At 42.9% G+C, this 13,745-nt stretch carries 15 protein-coding genes; 3 read left to right on the top strand and 12 right to left on the bottom strand.

Annotated features, from left to right (window positions below; all coding sequences use genetic code 11):
• Positions 1-98 precede the first annotated feature (98 nt).
• Both V7K97_RS16305 and V7K97_RS16300 read right to left on the bottom strand, forming a co-directional pair.
• On the bottom strand, positions 99-1,451 hold the full coding sequence (locus V7K97_RS16305) for an NAD(P)/FAD-dependent oxidoreductase (protein ID WP_334802069.1): 1,353 nt from the start codon (positions 1,449-1,451) through the stop codon (positions 99-101).
• Between the two features lie 234 nt (positions 1,452-1,685).
• The gene (locus tag V7K97_RS16300; protein ID WP_334802068.1) at positions 1,686-2,612 is read right to left on the bottom strand and encodes a DUF4349 domain-containing protein; all 927 of its coding nucleotides are present in this window, start codon (positions 2,610-2,612) and stop codon (positions 1,686-1,688) included.
• Positions 2,613-2,625: 13 nt separating this feature from the next.
• On the opposite strand from V7K97_RS16300, the gene V7K97_RS16295 reads away from it, so the two are divergent.
• The gene (locus tag V7K97_RS16295; protein WP_334802067.1) at positions 2,626-2,784 is read left to right on the top strand and encodes a hypothetical protein; all 159 of its coding nucleotides are present in this window, start codon (positions 2,626-2,628) and stop codon (positions 2,782-2,784) included.
• A gap of 279 nt (positions 2,785-3,063) precedes the next feature.
• The gene (locus tag V7K97_RS16290) at positions 3,064-3,297 is read left to right on the top strand and encodes a hypothetical protein (RefSeq protein ID WP_334802066.1); all 234 of its coding nucleotides are present in this window, start codon (positions 3,064-3,066) and stop codon (positions 3,295-3,297) included.
• A 16-nt stretch (positions 3,298-3,313) separates the two neighbouring features.
• On the opposite strand, the gene V7K97_RS16285 is transcribed toward V7K97_RS16290, so the two are convergent.
• From V7K97_RS16285 to V7K97_RS16270, 4 genes are all read right to left on the bottom strand, one after another.
• On the bottom strand, positions 3,314-3,931 hold the full coding sequence (locus V7K97_RS16285) for an anti-sigma factor family protein (protein ID WP_334802065.1): 618 nt from the start codon (positions 3,929-3,931) through the stop codon (positions 3,314-3,316).
• Positions 3,932-4,088: 157 nt separating this feature from the next.
• Positions 4,089-4,745, bottom strand: a complete 657-nt coding sequence (locus V7K97_RS16280; protein ID WP_334802064.1) for a sigma-70 family RNA polymerase sigma factor — start codon at positions 4,743-4,745, stop codon at positions 4,089-4,091.
• A 369-nt stretch (positions 4,746-5,114) separates the two neighbouring features.
• Complete coding sequence (locus V7K97_RS16275; protein WP_334802063.1) at positions 5,115-5,267, bottom strand: hypothetical protein; 153 nt, start codon at positions 5,265-5,267, stop codon at positions 5,115-5,117.
• A gap of 76 nt (positions 5,268-5,343) precedes the next feature.
• The gene (locus V7K97_RS16270) at positions 5,344-5,499 is read right to left on the bottom strand and encodes a hypothetical protein (protein ID WP_334802062.1); all 156 of its coding nucleotides are present in this window, start codon (positions 5,497-5,499) and stop codon (positions 5,344-5,346) included.
• A 47-nt stretch (positions 5,500-5,546) separates the two neighbouring features.
• On the opposite strand from V7K97_RS16270, the gene V7K97_RS16265 reads away from it, so the two are divergent.
• The gene (locus V7K97_RS16265; protein WP_442936916.1) at positions 5,547-6,485 is read left to right on the top strand and encodes a L,D-transpeptidase; all 939 of its coding nucleotides are present in this window, start codon (positions 5,547-5,549) and stop codon (positions 6,483-6,485) included.
• 209 nt (positions 6,486-6,694) lie between these two features.
• Here the strand turns inward: V7K97_RS16265 and V7K97_RS16260 are convergent, their stop codons facing one another.
• From V7K97_RS16260 to V7K97_RS16235, 6 genes are all read right to left on the bottom strand, one after another.
• Positions 6,695-7,234 carry a late competence development ComFB family protein gene (locus V7K97_RS16260; RefSeq protein ID WP_334802083.1) on the bottom strand — a complete coding sequence of 180 codons (540 nt, stop codon included), beginning with the start codon at positions 7,232-7,234 and terminating at the stop codon, positions 6,695-6,697.
• Positions 7,235-7,354: 120 nt separating this feature from the next.
• Positions 7,355-8,290: a M23 family metallopeptidase gene (locus tag V7K97_RS16255; RefSeq protein ID WP_334802060.1), complete on the bottom strand. Its 936-nt coding sequence runs from the start codon at positions 8,288-8,290 to the stop codon at positions 7,355-7,357.
• Positions 8,291-9,019: 729 nt separating this feature from the next.
• The gene (locus tag V7K97_RS16250) at positions 9,020-9,712 is read right to left on the bottom strand and encodes a DevA family ABC transporter ATP-binding protein (protein ID WP_334802059.1); all 693 of its coding nucleotides are present in this window, start codon (positions 9,710-9,712) and stop codon (positions 9,020-9,022) included.
• Positions 9,713-9,828: 116 nt separating this feature from the next.
• A complete protein-coding gene (gene devC / locus V7K97_RS16245) occupies positions 9,829-11,001 on the bottom strand; it encodes an ABC transporter permease DevC (RefSeq protein WP_334802082.1) in 1,173 nt (390 codons plus the stop codon).
• Positions 11,002-11,163: 162 nt separating this feature from the next.
• Positions 11,164-12,360 carry an ABC exporter membrane fusion protein gene (locus V7K97_RS16240; RefSeq protein ID WP_442938912.1) on the bottom strand — a complete coding sequence of 399 codons (1,197 nt, stop codon included), beginning with the start codon at positions 12,358-12,360 and terminating at the stop codon, positions 11,164-11,166.
• Positions 12,361-13,024: 664 nt separating this feature from the next.
• The gene (locus V7K97_RS16235; protein ID WP_334802057.1) at positions 13,025-13,744 is read right to left on the bottom strand and encodes a response regulator transcription factor; all 720 of its coding nucleotides are present in this window, start codon (positions 13,742-13,744) and stop codon (positions 13,025-13,027) included.
• Position 13,745: the final 1 nt, after the last annotated feature.

The following is a 13,745-nucleotide window of genomic DNA, read 5'->3' as shown; positions in this document are numbered from 1 at the left end:
TAGCTTACTGCTAATTTATGAGGGCGGGGAGTGGGGAGTGGGGGGATGAGGGAGATGGGGGAAGAATTAATAACCAATGCCCAATGCCCAATTAGATATTATCGGCTGTTTACTATTTCCTGATGTGTAATTACTGTGGCGATCGCTAATTCGTGAGTGGGTGGTGATTCTTGTCCTGTAATCAATCTTGCACCGCGATTACGGGTGAAATAGTTCCATGTCCACTGAATCATTACTACTAATTTGTTGTTAAATTCAATTAAGAAGTAGATGTGAATCAATAGCCAAAACAACCAGGCAAAGAAACCTTTGAGTTTGATAAAGCCCAAATCCACCACAGCAGAATTGTGCCCAATCATTGCTAAACTACCGTGATCGACATAAGAAAATGCTGGCAAATTGTTACCTGCAAGCCGCTTTTGCACTAATGTTGCTACATATTCGCCTTGTTGCTTGGCTACAGGTGCAACACCAGGTAGCGGTTTACCATTTTGATGAGAAAAATTTGCTAAGTCACCAATTACAAAAATATTGGGATGTCCCTTAACACTCAAGTCAGGTTCAACGATAATCCGTCCAGCGCGATCGCATTCGGCATCTGTGCGTTCTGCTAGCACTTTCCCCATTGCCGAAGCTTTCACACCTGCTGCCCATAATACCGTTTTTGAGGCAATCTCTTTCACTTCATCGCCTTGTTTGAGGGTAACAAGATCATTTTCAATATTCGTTACCAATGTTTTTGTCTGCACAATCACCCCCAAGCGCGTCAGAGATGCTTCTGCTTCTTGTGATAACTCTGGTGCAAAAGGTGGCAGAATCCGATCCAGACCTTCTAATAGCAAAATCTTGGCTTCTGATGTGTCGATGTTGCGGAAATCTTCTTTGAGAGTTTGATTTGCTAATTCGGCGATCGCGCCCGCCAATTCTACACCAGTGGGGCCACCACCAATAATTACAAAAGTTAACCAGGCACGGCGCTTTTCTGGATCAGTTTCTTTTTCTGCGGCTTCAAAGGCGGTAAAAATCCGGCGACGCATTTCTATGGCATCTTCTACAGTTTTCAAGCCGGGGGCAAATTCTTCCCAGTTGTCTTTGCCAAAGTAGGAATGCTTCGCACCTGTGGCAACAATTAAGGTGTCGTAAGGTATTGCTTCGTCGCCCACCATCACTTGTTGCGCTTCTGGATCAATATTATTCACCTCTCCCAGCAGCACTTTCGTATTCTTGCTCTTGCTGAGTACCGCACGCAATGGTGAAGAAATATCCGCAGGCGATAACGCACCTGTGGCAACTTGGTATAGCAGGGGTTGAAATAGATGAAAGTTGCGTTTATCGATCAGAGTAACCTTTACCGCAGCCTTGGAGAGGGTTTTTGCCGCATAAAGTCCACCAAAACCACCGCCAACAATTACTACTTGATGGGGTGGATTATTGTCAAGTGAATTTACCATAAGAAATATTATCCTGTATTCTGACTATTGTAACTATTCTTAACAAATTTGTATCAAAATTGTCATCAGATATTTTGTATTGCTTTTTACATTTGAAGAATAATTAAAGTAATCAAAACTACAGGATAAACAGAACTTTTCCAGATAGAGGTGCAGACAATAAGAGTTGGGAATATTTGAATTGCTCCTTGCTTGTGTAAATTTATCAAAGGTAGATGTAGGATTTATGCAAGCTCATTCAGGACTACTTGATTCTGGGGTTTGTGTCAAATGTGGTGAATGAGTTTGTCGCCAACGGCTAAAGCCATAGACAATAGCAGCAAAAATTAACAAATAGGGACTGTAAACAATTAACCAAATACCTAGCTTAAGTAAGCGAACGGAAAATGCACTCAAAGAGTGGGTAGATTTGTTCCAAGTTTCCTGAACTTGCAAACCAAAGGCAGGTTGTGGACTGGTGCTAGAAACTGCTGCTTCTAGGTTCAGCGTAATAGTGGAATAAGCAACTTGATTTTGTAGGCTTTTGAGTTGGGCATTAATTTGTTCTATGCTTTCTCGGACATTACTCAATTCTTGGGCAACACTCAGCACATCTCTAATAGAACCCGCCCGATCCATAATTTTTTGCAAATTGGCTTCAGTTTTCTGCAAATTAGTTAATCTAGCTTGGAAATCTACCAGGCGATCGCCTACATCTTCCGCAGTGATATTGCGACTCTCAACAGTGCCCAATTTAGCTAGTTGTTCTAAAGTAGATTCCAGCAGATTCTCTGGTATCCGTAATTGCATTGTTGCTGTGTGACGCGAATTATCATTTTTGGGTTGTTGTTGTTTCAACCCGATCAAATCCCCTTGCTGTTTATTGATAATTTGCGAAACAGCATCAATAGTCTGATCTACAGAGTTGACAGTTAAAGATATTGCTGCCTTTTTGATCAGTTGGGGACGAGAACGGGCTATTGGTGGAGCTTCCGTCTTTTGGGAAATACTGCTTTCATTCGCAGGTGCCATTACTTTATCTGCGGCGCCACCGGCTGCACTTGGAGGTAAAGCCTGATTTGCCAACTGATGGGAAGAGGCGCAACTGGTGAAAATCACCCCTCCTAATAACGCACTGACAAATAAAGCAGATGTGCGCGGCAATTTCATTAAAGTATACATAATCTACCCCCAGATGGATGAAGTTAAACCCAGTATTGCTGAAGTAAAACTCAAAACCTGTATTGTTGCGATTTATGTAACAGGGGGGAATAACTGCTCACCAAAATTTACCGAAAAATTGGGTTTAGAGCTACGTCGTTCTACGACGGCTTTTTCCTCTTCAGACTTCTAATCAATTCTCTAAGAACATCAGTTTTTGTTCGCCCAACTGATTCGCAATATTCTTCAAGAACCTGGTTATTAAAAAGTAAAAAGTAAAAAGATAATCCCCATAAATAAATTTAGGGGATTTAATAATGACGTATTATTTCTCTCTACGAGACGCAATCATGCGAAGGCGCTACGCCACGACGCTCGATGACTCGCTTGCCGCCGGCGCTATCGTTATAAATGTTTTTATTTGATTCCATAAATAAATTTAGTTGCTCTCAAACCATTTTTCTTTTTCTTGATGAGTGCCTTTTTACTTTTTACTTTTGCCTTGTTCGGTCAACAGCCCAATAGACAAACGCCAGAAAACCTCTATAATCGAGAAATTATCGAGGTTCATGATCCACAGTCGCTCTCTCTGGGTTGGGCTTGGGTTTATGTAATGGCTATAGAGCAAGTTCAGCAATTAGGAGGGATACTCCAACCTAACGACTGGTGGACTGGCTCGTGCTTTAACCACAAAGTACAGTTATAATCTGTGAACTTTGCGATTAGTTTATATCCTGTTTGGGGTCATGTCGTTGCGTCGGTACCTGATAAATTGGTTTTTCTGGAGAGGCTACTGCCGCTTTGGGAATTTCAATTACCGGGTTATTTAGTCCCACCATCAGAGGTGAAGGGGGAACTATAGACGCTGAAGACGTTTGTATCGGTTGTATTTCTGGTCGTTGTGCCAGTTGCGGTACTCTCGAACCACTACCAGATAATAAGCCAGATACTGCGCCGATCGCACAAGCAGCAACAGCTGCACTTCCCAGCATCCAGTTTAACCGGGAGCGGCGGCGCAAACGTGTCAATACTTGCCCAAGTGTTGCTTCTGGGGACTGTTGGACTACTGGCACTGGGAGAGTCCGCAAGCCTTGACGCAGTTTTAACAGTCGAGCATACAAGCATTGAACTGAGGCATCATTTGCCAACCATTCTTCTACTTGCTTACGTTCGGTGGCTGTGACTTCACCATCGAGATAAGCACTCAATAACTCGAAGCGATCGCGCTTCACCATATCAATAAGACCCGTTGATTCATTGGTATGCTTGGCCATTCCATCTGGCAAATCTTCAGGAAGTTGCAAAGGAGAACGGTCGTAAAACTGAGAATCACTAGTCATCTTAACATTATTACCAATTCATAGACGGGTAAACTGAGCGGGAATTTTCGGAAAATTAGCCAATTTTCCTCCTAAGGACAGAAACGATCTATGTCTTTCTAGTAATTATTAATCTATGCTTAAATTCTGCCATTGGGCAGAGGCAAGATCATGTAAATTAGGAGTCTAGATAATTCTGCAAGTGAGCTTGCAGCCTCGTTCTAGCTCTGGCTATTCTTGACTTGACAGTTCCCAAGGAAACTCCAGTGATTTCGGCAATTTCTTCATAAGCCATGCCTTCGATTTCTCTGAGGACAATGGTAGTACGAAAAACTTCTGGTAAATCCGCGATCGCTTCCCGTAATTGCTCGTAAAATTCTCTAGTTGTCAGTTCTTCCTCAGGACCTGGAGTATCGCCAGCGATTTCCCAATCCATCTCGCCGTCTTCTAACGAACGAGGAGCATCCAGTGACAAAGGACTCATAACCCGCTTCCGTTTCCGTAACTCGTCGTAAAACAAGTTGGTGGCAATGCGGCTTAACCAGCCCCGAAATTTGGCAGGCTCTTGTAATCGGTTAATATTCCGATACACTCGAATCCAAACTTCTTGAGCTAAATCGGCTCTGTCAGCCCAATCGGGAGCCAAGTGGTATAGAACTCGATCAACTTGACTTTGATAGCGGCGTAATAGTTCTGCAAACGCAACACGATCTGGTCGCAATCCCGTTTGACAGCGCAAAATTAAATCGTGGTTAGGGAGTTTGTCAACTTGCACTGATGCTTCTGGATACTTTGCATCAACCGTTGACCAGGATACAGTAATCGACTGATTCATAGATCGTACTGGCTCTATATCATCCCTATCTATTAGACCTGCTAATGAGACAGAAGTTCCATGCTTAGGTGACGGATTGATGACTGGAACACTGAAGCATACAATTTTGGATACATTTATAGCAATAAGGAGAGCCACTTTTTCCTTATACTGCTCACATAGTTGCCCTTGCACCCATCAACTAAATAAAGGCGCAGCAAGATGCACAATTGGATACTTTTAGCAACTGGGTATATACGCTTGATCAAAAGAATTAAATCTGGTTATAAGGATGAAGATAAAAATTTTCTAATTCTAACTTCTTGATACCTTTAAAATTCCGGTAATAATTTCTGGAAGTTGGGTTGCTGTAGTTGCTAAGATGGTGACTTAATTTTTTGATTTTGTTACCAGAATAGTTGCTGATTGTTCTGGCTGTGTCCCGTAGGCAGCACTAGAGTTATGTTGCTCTGGTACGCGAACTTGAAAAAAGAAATTGAGGGAAAATGTAATTGTGACTGCTAGCAATAGTTTTTCAAACATTGTTTTTCTTCCACCTACACCATTGATGATTGATTGCTACATTTCAAAAGTTCCACTAGAAAGTCTTATTAAAGGCTCACGACTCCCAGAACTTTTGAGGAATGAGGTTGCTCACTTCGAGTTTTGCTGCTGGGACAATTCGCATAGTCTTAGTTTGCCCAGAGGTGTTGGCAGATTTATAGCAGAAATGATAAGTATTGATAAATTTTTGATGATCGGATGATGAACTCATCCAATTACTGGGCTGGATATGTCAGGGATAAACAATAGGCGATGGCAATGGTAAGAAACGAATCTGTAGGGCGTATGGTAATGCTGCTTTGTTTTGGCACAGCATTTTTATCTTTAGCTGTCCATTGGCGCATTACTACGGCGGAACGGCAGTCTGAAAAGTCTGCATCTACTTTGATGCGGCGAGATTCTATCCGAACCAATCCCAAGGGAAGCCGCCCAGAGGGAGTCTACAAAAATCTTTCCCCAGTGAGTTTAGGGGAAGTTGCGCTGGGTGCATCTGTGCCACCTGATGAAGTTACCCAAGGCTCAACTGTCCAGAGGGTGTTTCATAAATCTCAAACTAAGTCGAAAATAATTAAGAAGAATATAGCTAAAGCAACTACTCGGAAGGCTTCTACACTTAAGTATTCTGCTATCAAGCCTCCAACTCAGCCCCAAATTATTAAGAAGAATGTAGCTCAAGCAACTGAACTACCAGCTAAAACGCGGCTGGTGGCACAAGTAGAAAGACAAAATCCAGTTGCGGATAGTTGGCCAAAAGGTCTATGGTCTGAAGCTTCAGCCCAACAAGTACCATCTAGTAGGCTGGCAAATGCGAAAACGCAAGTAGTGGTTGTTTTAAGCGATCGCCGCACCTATGTATACGCAGGAGATGAGGTGATAGCTAGCTACCCGATCGCTGTCGGTAAGAAAGGTTGGGAAACGCCTACAGGTTCTTTTCAGGTGATGCACATGCGACACTATCCAATCTGGCGTCACCCAATTACGGGCAAAGTATTTCAGGCTGGTACGGATAGTCCTTTGGGAGACAGATGGATTGGTTTTTGGTCAGATGGACGGAATGAAATTGGCTTTCACGGCACACCAGATATTGATCTGGTAGGAACGGCTGTATCCCACGGCTGCTTAAGAATGCGTAATGCTGATGTCCGAATGCTATATGAGCAAGTCAGTTTAGGGACAACAGTGGTAGTGCGTAATTGATTAATTAAGAGTCATTAGTCCAAAGTCCAATTCTCTAAGGGACTGACAACAAATAAATTACCCAATCTTGTGGGGTGGGCAACATGAGCGCCTTAGCTTAGGGGCGGGCGAGACACCCACCCCACAAGAAGTAATTGGGTATTTTTTATTTGTCAGTCTCTAAAACAAATGACTAATGACTAATGACCAATGACTAATGACTATTAAAATTATAATTTTTGCTCAAAGTTAGGTGCATAAGACTGGAGTAAAGCACTAACTTGGCGTACAACTTCGTTGCCAGTATTTTTGCCCAAGGCTTGCCGTTCTGGGAAGAAACTGGGTTGATCGAGGTAACGGTTAATCGCTTCACTTACTTGCTGAGAAATTAATTCTTGCAGTTGTTCCTGAGCCGTTTGGCGCTGGAAGTGAGCGCCTTCTTCTGTAGTAGCATACAAAGGTGGTAGCCGATTAAGAGCGTAAGCAGCAATATCACCGACATCTAGGGAACTTTCGCTGGTGGCTTCAATTTCTGCGACTCGAGCGATCGCTTCCGTCAGTACCAATTCTTCCATAACGTTAATGAATTGTTTGCGAGGTACCGCCACCACTTCACCAGTCAATAGCGCACCCATCAGCCGATCCAACGCCATATACTCTTCAATTGAGAGTTCCGAGGCGTTGTCACAAATTCTACCGACTTCTGCTTCCATTGCAGGTGTTAAATAACCATCCTGGAGAGCTTGTTCTACAATTTTTTCGATACTCATAACGCTTATCATCATTTATGTTGGCCAAGCAAGGTGGGGACGGTATCAATCCAATTTGTCTTGCCTAATTATCAGCAAAAAAACACAAATTATGCAAAGACGCGATCAATTCCGCCTCTACTAGTTAACGACCTTAGTTTGCCAAGGTGTTGGATCAACAGATTGTCCGTTGACATACAGACCCCAGTGTAAATGTGGCCCCGTGGCAGCACCCGTTGAACCTACTGCACCAATTAGTTGACCAGCTTTCACAAAATCACCTTCTTTAACGTTAATACGACTCAGGTGCATGAAAATACTGGTTACTCCTTGACCGTGGTCAATGCCAACTACGTTACCGTGTATCCGAAACCCTTGGGATACTCTACCTACCAAAGCAACTCGCCCACCGGCTGGGGCAATTACTGGTGAACCGGCAGCACCCGCGTAGTCAAGACCACGATGATAGTAGTCTTTTGCAAATGTACCATTATAGTAGCGACGTACACCATAGTTTGTACTCATTCGCCCGGCATTTGGCTTCAGGAATACTCCATTCCAATACTTTTCTGGTGTTTGCAGTGCCTTAAAAGCCGCCACGCGCTTAAGTTCGTACTCTGTGGCATCCACTCCGGCTTTACCAGGTGGCAAAGTAATGCGTTGTACGGGGAACTTGCGATTAAGCACATTCACTGCCAAGTTTTGTACCTGACTATCTCCCGCAACCCGAAGTGTTCTAGTTCCAGCTTTTTCTAGTGGAGTTGTGGGAACAAAAGCCCGATACTCATTGGGTGCAATTTCAAATGCTGGGTATGTATTATTACCACTAGCTACTGTTGGATTTGTACCGTTGTCTGGATTAGCTAGATTAATCTCTACTGAGAGTGTATCCCCTAATTTAGGATTAGTTGGAGTCACCTTCACTTGTAAAGCATCTACAGGTAATGCCAAGGTGATCGGGAGAATAGCAAATATTCCCTTTAACATATTTATTGCACGGCGATTTTTTGTCAAAGTTTTGACACCAAAACCGAGCAACTTTTTGTTTGAACTACTAGCGCTATTCTCAATAATCATAGAAATACAAAAAATCCCTTGCTTGTGTTGGAAAATAGACTAGCTGATGATCGCTAGTGTTTCCTGTTTGAAGCCGATGTTGTTGAAAACCATAAATGCGAGAAATCCGGTTTCAGGTATTTATGGATTCTTGGGCAATTATTGTATCTGTAATTTTAGTGAATTGGTCTTAACTCTAATAACTAAGGTGTATGACATTGGCAATGAGGATAAAATTTAACTAGATTGATGACAAAAATGCTCTCATGGCTACTATGTGTGTCACTTGTGAGGCAACAAATAAAACTCGTTGTGGTTACTATCATTACATAATGATACTTGAAGTAAATATTGGAATCAACTGGACACTTTTTCAACTGGACACTAATATCACACTGTTCCGTTGAAATCGGTATGGGGAAATTACCTAAACCAGATATAGCAATCCGATTTTATTTTTGAACTTATTTGCGTAAGCAGGGAATAGGGAGTAGGGAATCAGCCCTTTCAAGTTGTACGAAGTTTTTTCAAAAATCAAAATAGTTAGAGAGACGCGATAAATCGCCGTCTCTACAGAAAATTTATTCGTCAATTAGTTCTTGACAGACTACTAGTGAGGTACAAGAACCCCGCCCCTAACTCCCTAAGATCAAGCTAGGAGAGGACTATGATGTATCTGATATGATTAGGAAACGCTATAAGTAAGTCGGTGAGGATAATTAAAATAATTCGTAATTCGTAATTATTCGGTCACGCTGGTAGTATTACTTTTGACTTGAGTTTGCCATCTTCCATGTCAACGAGGCGATCGGCAATGTCTAAGATCCGGTTGTCATGAGTAACCATCAAGATAGTACAGCCTTGTTCTTTTGCCAGTTTTTGCATGAGATTGACTATATCTCGTCCCGATTGACTGTCAAGGGCGGCGGTGGGTTCATCGGCGAGGATTATTTGAGGATGACTGACTAAAGCACGAGCGATCGCTACTCTTTGTTTTTGTCCTCCAGACAGTTTATCAGGATAGTAATGCAAATGATTTCCTAATCCTACCTGCTCTAACATCTGGCCTGACCTAGCTTGCATCTTTTTTAACCCAAGATGTTTGTGCAATTCTAAAGCTATTTTCACGTTTTGGAGTGCCGTTAAACTACCATGCAAGTTATGTGCTTGGAAAATATAACCGTTACGCCGTCGTGCTTGTACTAGTTGTTCGGCACTTGCACCACAAAGTTCTCGTCCCAACACCCGCAAACTACCAGATTGGGTAGAACGTAACCCACCTACTAAGGTTAGCAAGGTAGTCTTTCCAGAACCAGAGGGGCCAGTCATGATAATAATTTCACCGGCGTTAATCTCTAAGTTAATTTTACATAAAACTTGCTTGCGGAGAGAGCCGTGACCAAAGTGGTGGTCGAGATTCTGGATGGAGATGACGGGAAGCATATGTGGGGAGTGGGGAGTGGGGAGTGGGGAGTGGGGAGTGGGCATTGGAGAGACGCGATTAATCGCGTCTGTACAGGAGTTGTAAAAATTCTCCCCTATTCCCCACTCCCCTAGTTCTAAAACATATCAGCAGGATCGGTGGCTTGGAGTTTGCGGGTGGCGATCGCACCGGAAATTGTACACATAATGATAGTCAGTATTAATACCTGTAATGCCCGAATCGCAGTCATGTACATGGGTAAATTTGTGGCCCGGCGAGTCAGTTGGTAAAGTGCTAATGACACTCCCAATCCAGGGAAGAAGCCCAGTGCTGCTAATATCAACGATTCTTCAAGCACTACACCTAGCAAGTAGTAATTGCGATATCCCATTGCTTTGAAGGTGGCGTATTCTCGAACGTGGGCATTAACATCGGTGGAAAGTACTTGATAGACGATAATCACGCCCACCACAAAGCCCATTGATACACCCAGGCTGAAAATAAACCCGATTGGGGAATTTGTTCTCCAGAAGTTATTTTCAAATTCAATAAATTCGGCGTGGGTTAATACTTTGACATCATCTCTGAGGTAGGCTTTGAGCATTGCGGCTACTTTTTTTGAGTCATAGCCTGGTTTGATCTGAATCAAACCGAGACTGATACTGCTGGATTGTCGCCCAGAAAATAGCCGCAAAAAGTTCTGATCGCTGGTAATCAGGTTGCCATCAGAACCAAAGGAAGCCCCGACTTGGAATAAGCCACTAATGGTAATTGTGCGCCGTTCTATTTCGGTAGTCAGGGTTTTACCTTGGTCAATTTGAGCGATCGCTTTTTGATAATCTCCTCTTGCACCACGATCGAACAAGACGGTATCGGGGAGTTTGATCGCTTGCAATTGTTGGTTAACATCTGGTAAGTCAAAAGCTGGCTTATCTGGGTTAAAACCGATAACTAACACCCCCGTCTCACGATGTGTTTGGGGATTCTTCCAGATTGTGTTATTGAAATACATTGGTTCTGCCGACTTCACCCCTGGTATATCCATTGCTTGGTAAAGTCGCCGACGAGAAAATGTAGACAAGCTTGGCAAGTTACGGGCTTGGGGACTAGTTAAAACAATATCTGCTTGCAAACTGCGATGTAATCTGGTGTTACTGTCATACAGCGCAGTTTGAAAGCCTAGCTGCATGAACATCAAAAGATCCGCAAAGGCAATGCCTGACAATGCTACAAAAAGACGGCTTTTTTCATGATTCAGTTGTAGCCATCCTAAAGGGGTTCGACGTTGCAGTTGTTTGATTAATCTCATCATAATAAATGGGGAGTAGGGAGTGGGGAGTGGGGGGAGATGAGGGAGAAATCAATTCAAAATTCAAAATTCAAAATTAAAGAATTTATTTCTGCCTCCTGCCTCCTCTTTCCCAATGCCCCATACTTCGACTGCGCTCAGTACAAGTGCCCCATGCCCTTTTCACAATTCAATTACTGCCCTAACTTGCATATTGGTTAAGGTGGCAGCTTTTCGACTGGAGGCTTCATCTAGTCGGATATGAACTTCTACTACTCTGTTGTCGATATTGCTGACAGGATCTGTGTTGATGACATTTTGTCGTCGCACTTGCAAGCCTTTGCGATCTACGATTCCCTGCAATTCAATGGGGAGGAAATCACCAATTACTCGCACTTGCTGCCCTAAATGCACTTTGCCGATATCGCTTTCGTAAACTTCAGCCGTGACATACATCTGGCTGGTTTGTCCAATATCTGCAATGCCATCATTTGATACTAATTCCCCTGGATGGGTGTGGATCTCAAATACCTGTCCATTTTGGGGCGATCGCACTTGGGCTTGTTCGAGATTGACTTTTGCCAGATTCATGGCTGCTACGGCACGATTAATTTCTGCTTTGGCAGCTTCTACATCCACTCCGCGCACTTCAGCGATTTCATCGAGTGTTGCTGTGGCTTGTTTAACTTGTTGCTGGCTAGTTGATTGGGTACGATTTAACTGTGCCTGGGCTTCTTGCAAGCTTTTTTGGGCGGTTTCCAAGTTTAAACGCTTACTATCCCGTTGGGAAGTGGAAATTGCGCCCTGTTCATGTAGTTGCTGATAGCGTTCGTCTTCTGCTTGGGCATTACGCACTTCGGCTTGAAACCGCTCAATTGTCGCTACTTGGGCATTAATATCACCTTGGCGTTCTGCTTCTAGACGAGCGATCGCAGCTTTTTGGGCGGCAATTTCACCGCGTTTAGCACCTGCTTGGATGCGGTTGAGGTTTGCCTGGGCGACTTTTACTTGTTCCTGCGTCTCTTTGAATGCTGCTTGTAAGCGATCGCGACTATTCAAAATGGCGATCAATTGTCCCGCCTTTACCCTATCCCCCTCCTTCACTAACAACTTTTCTACCCGACTTCCATCCGCAGACACCGCCGCAGAGAGTTTAATTACCTTTCCCTGTGGTTCAATCCGCCCTAAAGCTGTTACCGTTTTTAACTGTGGCAATGGTGTTGCTGGCACTTGTGCCTCTAGATTTGCATAATTTTGCCAGCGGTTTATTATATAAAAACTTATTCCGCCAATCAATAAAGATGCAATTATACCTATAGCAACAGATGAACGCAGAATAAACTTAGGGAACGTTCTGTACCCTAGCTTTGAATTTCGCACCATAGATTACCTCTTAACTAGTGGCGCAGAAAAAAGAACAGATTAGGCTTTTCTCAGTACTTGTTTGCTAATTCCTATTTGTTTAGTCAGTTATTATTGAACTATCACTTCAAAGTCAATAACCAAATTGTAAATTGTTGACATTTTACTTAGATCAGGTGATTTAGCTGGATAAGGTAAGAACAAATTACTCTTCTGAAGAGAGCTTTATTTTCCTAGCAAACTACCTTTGTTTTATGAAATTACTCAGTTATCGTAAACGGTTTAAAAATTACGGATTGTAACAGTGCCAACAATCATAATCAAATTAAGTAAATCATCAATATTTGGTGTGATTATGATCGGTGGAAATTCATGTCAAATTTTGATGATTAATCCCATCCAAAAAGCAGTAAATGCATATATAGCAGTTCTCGGTTGAGTGAGGTACAAGAACCCAACCCCCAACCCGCTCTTCGAGAGGGGACTATGATATACCTTATATGATTAGGAAACGCTATATAGAACCCATTTTATTTTTGAAAAAACTCGCCCTCAACTCGAAAAGGTTGATTCCCTACTCCCCTCCCCGCTATCTCCTGTACCCTTTCAGGACTGAGAACGTACCTCACAATACCGGGAACTGCTGTAATAAACAATGGTGCAAGTACTCATTAATTACGAATTACGAATTAGTATTTTCATCGGGCGCTTCAAACTTATAACCATAGCCCCGCACAGTTTTAATAAACTCCGGTAAGCTGGCATCAACTTCCATCTTCTTACGCAACTGACCAATATGCACATCAACCACCCGTCCATCTCCTGCGTAGTCACAACCCCAGATTTTTTGGATTAACTGTGGGCGACTCCAAGCCTGATTAGGATGACTTGCCAAAAAATGTAAGATATTAAATTCCAGGGCTGTTAAGGCGAGAGGTTTATCGTTAAGTGTTACCTCCCGACTCTCTGGGTTAATTGCTAGGTGCTTGAAAACGATACGTTGTGTTGGGGAGGCGTTGATGTACCGTATCCGCCTCAAAAGAGCTTCTACTCTAACTTCAACTTCTGCAAGACTAAATGGTTTACTCATGAAATCATCAGCACCTGCGCTTAGGATTTTAATTTTATCAGCCTCGTCAGTCCTACTAGTCAGTATCAGCACTAAAACATTAGTACGACTCTGCATTTGTTGACAGAGGCTATAACCAGTAACATCCGGCAAATTCCAATCCAGAATTACTAAAGCCGGGTTGAATTGTTCAAACAACGATAAGGCAGTCTTACCATCTGCTGCCGACTCTATTTGATATTTCCGACTTAAAAAACGATAGACGAGATTTCGCACACCGAAATCGTCATCGACGATCATAATTTTGGGAGTAGTAGGGGGAATCATAACCATA

Origin of the sequence: Nostoc sp. (genome assembly GCF_036917815.1) — a bacterium.
In the GTDB taxonomy this organism is placed as follows: Bacteria; Cyanobacteriota; Cyanobacteriia; order Cyanobacteriales; family Nostocaceae; genus Nostoc.
Note: the sequence above shows the minus strand (reverse complement) of the source record. Positions and strands in the feature narration are given on the sequence as shown.

Coding starts and splice junctions, on each gene's coding strand:
- V7K97_RS16305 (WP_334802069.1), bottom strand. CDS start 1,451: ATGGTAAATTCACTTGACAATAATCCACCCCATCAAGTAGTAATTGTT.
- V7K97_RS16250 (WP_334802059.1), bottom strand. CDS start 9,712: ATGCTTCCCGTCATCTCCATCCAGAATCTCGACCACCACTTTGGTCAC.
- V7K97_RS16290 (WP_334802066.1), top strand. CDS start 3,064: ATGAGTGCCTTTTTACTTTTTACTTTTGCCTTGTTCGGTCAACAGCCC.
- V7K97_RS16270 (WP_334802062.1), bottom strand. CDS start 5,499: ATGAGTTCATCATCCGATCATCAAAAATTTATCAATACTTATCATTTC.
- V7K97_RS16260 (WP_334802083.1), bottom strand. CDS start 7,234: ATGAGTATCGAAAAAATTGTAGAACAAGCTCTCCAGGATGGTTATTTA.
- V7K97_RS16295 (WP_334802067.1), top strand. CDS start 2,626: ATGGATGAAGTTAAACCCAGTATTGCTGAAGTAAAACTCAAAACCTGT.
- V7K97_RS16300 (WP_334802068.1), bottom strand. CDS start 2,612: ATGTATACTTTAATGAAATTGCCGCGCACATCTGCTTTATTTGTCAGT.
- V7K97_RS16280 (WP_334802064.1), bottom strand. CDS start 4,745: ATGAATCAGTCGATTACTGTATCCTGGTCAACGGTTGATGCAAAGTAT.
- V7K97_RS16255 (WP_334802060.1), bottom strand. CDS start 8,290: ATGATTATTGAGAATAGCGCTAGTAGTTCAAACAAAAAGTTGCTCGGT.
- V7K97_RS16275 (WP_334802063.1), bottom strand. CDS start 5,267: ATGTTTGAAAAACTATTGCTAGCAGTCACAATTACATTTTCCCTCAAT.
- V7K97_RS16265 (WP_442936916.1), top strand. CDS start 5,547: ATGGTAAGAAACGAATCTGTAGGGCGTATGGTAATGCTGCTTTGTTTT.
- devC (WP_334802082.1), bottom strand. CDS start 11,001: ATGAGATTAATCAAACAACTGCAACGTCGAACCCCTTTAGGATGGCTA.
- V7K97_RS16235 (WP_334802057.1), bottom strand. CDS start 13,744: ATGGTTATGATTCCCCCTACTACTCCCAAAATTATGATCGTCGATGAC.
- V7K97_RS16285 (WP_334802065.1), bottom strand. CDS start 3,931: ATGACTAGTGATTCTCAGTTTTACGACCGTTCTCCTTTGCAACTTCCT.